General features: G+C 73.8%; 2 protein-coding genes and 1 pseudogene. All 3 read right to left on the bottom strand.

Annotated features, from left to right (window positions below; translation table 11 throughout):
* Nucleotides 1-208, bottom strand: a pseudogene (locus ROTAS13_RS22495) (aspartate dehydrogenase); the annotation flags it as partial.
* A gap of 2 nt (nt 209-210) precedes the next feature.
* A complete protein-coding gene (locus tag ROTAS13_RS22490) occupies nt 211-1,911 on the bottom strand; it encodes a thiamine pyrophosphate-binding protein (protein ID WP_019460480.1) in 1,701 nt (566 codons plus the stop codon).
* An 11-nt stretch (nt 1,912-1,922) separates the two neighbouring features.
* Nucleotides 1,923-2,743, bottom strand: an 821-nt coding sequence (locus ROTAS13_RS22485) for an SDR family oxidoreductase (protein ID WP_253187747.1), incomplete at its 5' end; no start/stop codon positions are given.

The following is a 2,743-nucleotide window of genomic DNA, read 5'->3' as shown; positions in this document are numbered from 1 at the left end:
GCGCATCGGCCAGGAAGCCCGCGATGTCGCCGCGCACGCTGCCGGTCTCCGCCACGCGGTGCGCGGCGAGCAGCGCCTCGGCCTTCGCTTCGCTGCCGGGGCGGACCAGGATGGTGACATGCTCCAGCGGTGCCGGGAGATGCGCGGCCAGCGCCTCCAGCACCGTCGCCGCCATGCCGCCCGCGCCGATCAGGCCGAGGCGCCGCATGGTCAGCGCGCCCCGCCCGCGGCGCCCGCCGGCGGGCCGGCGAAGGCATTGGCGAAGGGGCCGATCTCCGTCATGTCGATCTCCAGCACCCGCGGCCCTTCCTCGGCCAGCGCCGCGTCCAGGGCGGAGGCGAAGTCCTCGACATCGGCGATGCGGGTGTGCGGCATGCCGATGGCGGCGCAGAGCAGGGCGAAGTCCGGGGTGCGCAGGGCGGAGTAGTGGTGCCGCCCGCCATACTGCGCGTCCTGGATGTTCCTGATCACGCCATAGGCCTTGTCGTTCATCAGCACGAAGGCGATCGGCGCCTTCTCCTCCACGGCGCTGATCAGCTCCGCGATGCCGAGCTGTGCGCCGCCGTCGCCCATCAGCGCCACGGTCTTCTCCGCCGCCGCGAGGGAGGCGCCGATGGCCATGGCGATGCCCTGGCCGATGCCGCCGCCCAGCGCGTGCACGCCGAGATTGGGCGCCGCGATCTGGACGTAGCGGTTGCCGAAGGTGCTGTTGGAAATGGTGACGTCGCGCACCCAGGGATGGCGGCCGGCCGGCACGCGCTCCAGCAGCGCATCCGCCACGACCTGGTAGGGGCCGAGATTGGCGCGCAGCGCGCCCTCCGCCTGGGCTCGGGCGATGGTGACGTCGTGCAGAAAGATCCGGTCGGTGTCGAGCTGTTCCGGCAGGCGCTCCAGCAGGCCGCGCAGCGCGGCGCCGGCATCGGCGTGCAGCAGCAGGTCGGCGGCGTAGTTGCGGCCGCCCTGCGCGGCATCGGCGTCGATCTGCACCAGCGGGCGTGGCAGGCGCATGGCGTTGTTGCGCGTCTCGTTGCCGCGCAGGCGGGAGCCGATGACGATCATCAGGTCGCTGCGGTCGTAGATCGCCTGCGCCTCCGGCCCCATGTTGAAGGCGCCCAGACTGTGCGGGCTGCTTTCCGGCACCACGGCGCGCCCGTTGGTGCTGGTGACGACAGCGATGCCGCGCGCGGCGAGCGCAGTGGCCTCCGCCTCCGCCCCGCGCGCGCCGCCGCCGAGCCAGAGCACCGGGCGCTTCGCCGCGCACAGCAGGTCGGCCACGCGGTCCAGCAGCACCGGGTCGGGCTGCGGCCGGTTGATCATCGGCGCGCGGAAGGCCTGGAGCGAGGCGCCGCCTGCCTTCTGCCGCTGCACGTCCACCGGGATCTCCAGCGAGACCGGGCCGGTCGGCGGCGTCAGCGCGGCGCCGGCGGCGGCCTGCAGCATGCCCAGCGCGGCATGGCCGTCCCAGATGCGGAAATAGGCCTTGCTCACCGCCTTCAGCATGTCCGGCTGGCGCGGCACGTCATGGATCGGCGCGCGGTCGCGGTCGGCGAAGGGCAGGTCGATCTGCGTGGTGATGTGCAGCACGCGCGAGCCCGCGGTCAGCGCCTCGGCCTGTGCCCCCGCCGCATTGCCGGCGGCGGTGCCGGTGCTGGTGATGGCGACGCCCAGCCCGCCGGAAACGCGGGCATAGGCGTCGGCCATGTTCATCGCCCCGGCCTCCCCCCGCGCCGGCACGAAGCGGATGCGGCCCTGGGTGGCGAGCGCGTCCAGGATCGGCATGTTGTGGATGGAGATGACGCCGAAGACGATCTCCACGCCGATATCGGCGAGGTAGCGCGCCACCAGCTCGCCCACCGTTTCCGCGAAGGTGGTGGTGCCGGCCGGCTGGGGCGAGAGGGCGGTCTGTGACATGGGAGGCGTCCTCAGAGGAAGCGCGACACGCCGCCCGAGACTTCGAGCTGGGCGCCGGTGACGTAGGAGGCGGCTGGGGAGCCGAGGAAGAGGATGGCGCGGGCGGGCTCCTCCGGCTGGCCGAGGCGGCCGGCGGGGATGCCCTTCTTCGCGGCGAGGCTGGCGAACCAGGCCTCGCGTCCGATGCCGGTCTCGGCATGGGCGGCCTGCCAGCGGCGCTGCCACTGGCCGGAATCCACGAGGCCCAGCAGGATGGAGTTCACCCGGATCGCGGGCGCCAGCTCGGTGGCCAGCGACTTCAGCAGGTTCTGCACGCCCGCCCGCGCGGCGGAGGTGCAGACCATGTGCGGCTCGGGCTGCAGGGCGAGCAGCGAGTTCACGCCGACGATGGCGGCGGCGTCGCTTGCCCGCAGCAGCGGCAGGAAGGCGCGCAGCGGGCGGATCTGGCTGAAGAACTTCAGCTCCAGCTCCTCCCGCCAGGCCTCGTCGGTGGTTTCGGCGAAGGTGGAGACGCGGCCCTGGCCGGCATTGTTCACCAACAGGTCGCAGCGCCCGCGCCAGCCGCGCACGGCCTCGGCGAAGCCCGCCACCTGCGCCCCGTCCAGCACGTCGCAGCGATGGGCGAGGAGGCTCTCTCCGCCGCCCAGCGCCTCGCGCGCCGAGGCCAGGCGTGCCTCGTCCCGCCCGCAGATGGCCACCGAGGCGCCCTCCGCCAGCAGCAGCCGCGCGCAGGCGAGGCCGATGCCGGAGGTGCCGCCGGTCACGACCGCGACGCGGCCCGCGTAGCCCAGGTCCATGGCGCTCAGCCCGCCTTCGCCAAGGGGGCCACGGC

This window comes from Roseomonas sp. TAS13 (assembly GCF_001950415.1).
In the GTDB taxonomy this organism is placed as follows: Bacteria; Pseudomonadota; Alphaproteobacteria; order Acetobacterales; family Acetobacteraceae; genus Roseomonas; species Roseomonas mucosa.
The sequence above is the reverse complement of the archived record's forward strand: the minus strand, read 5'-3'. Positions and strand labels throughout refer to the sequence as shown.

Bases quoted from the DNA above. Each gene is read 5' to 3' on its own strand.
- ROTAS13_RS22490 (WP_019460480.1), bottom strand. From the start codon at position 1,911: ATGTCACAGACCGCCCTCTCGCCCCAGCCGGCCGGCACCACCACCTTC.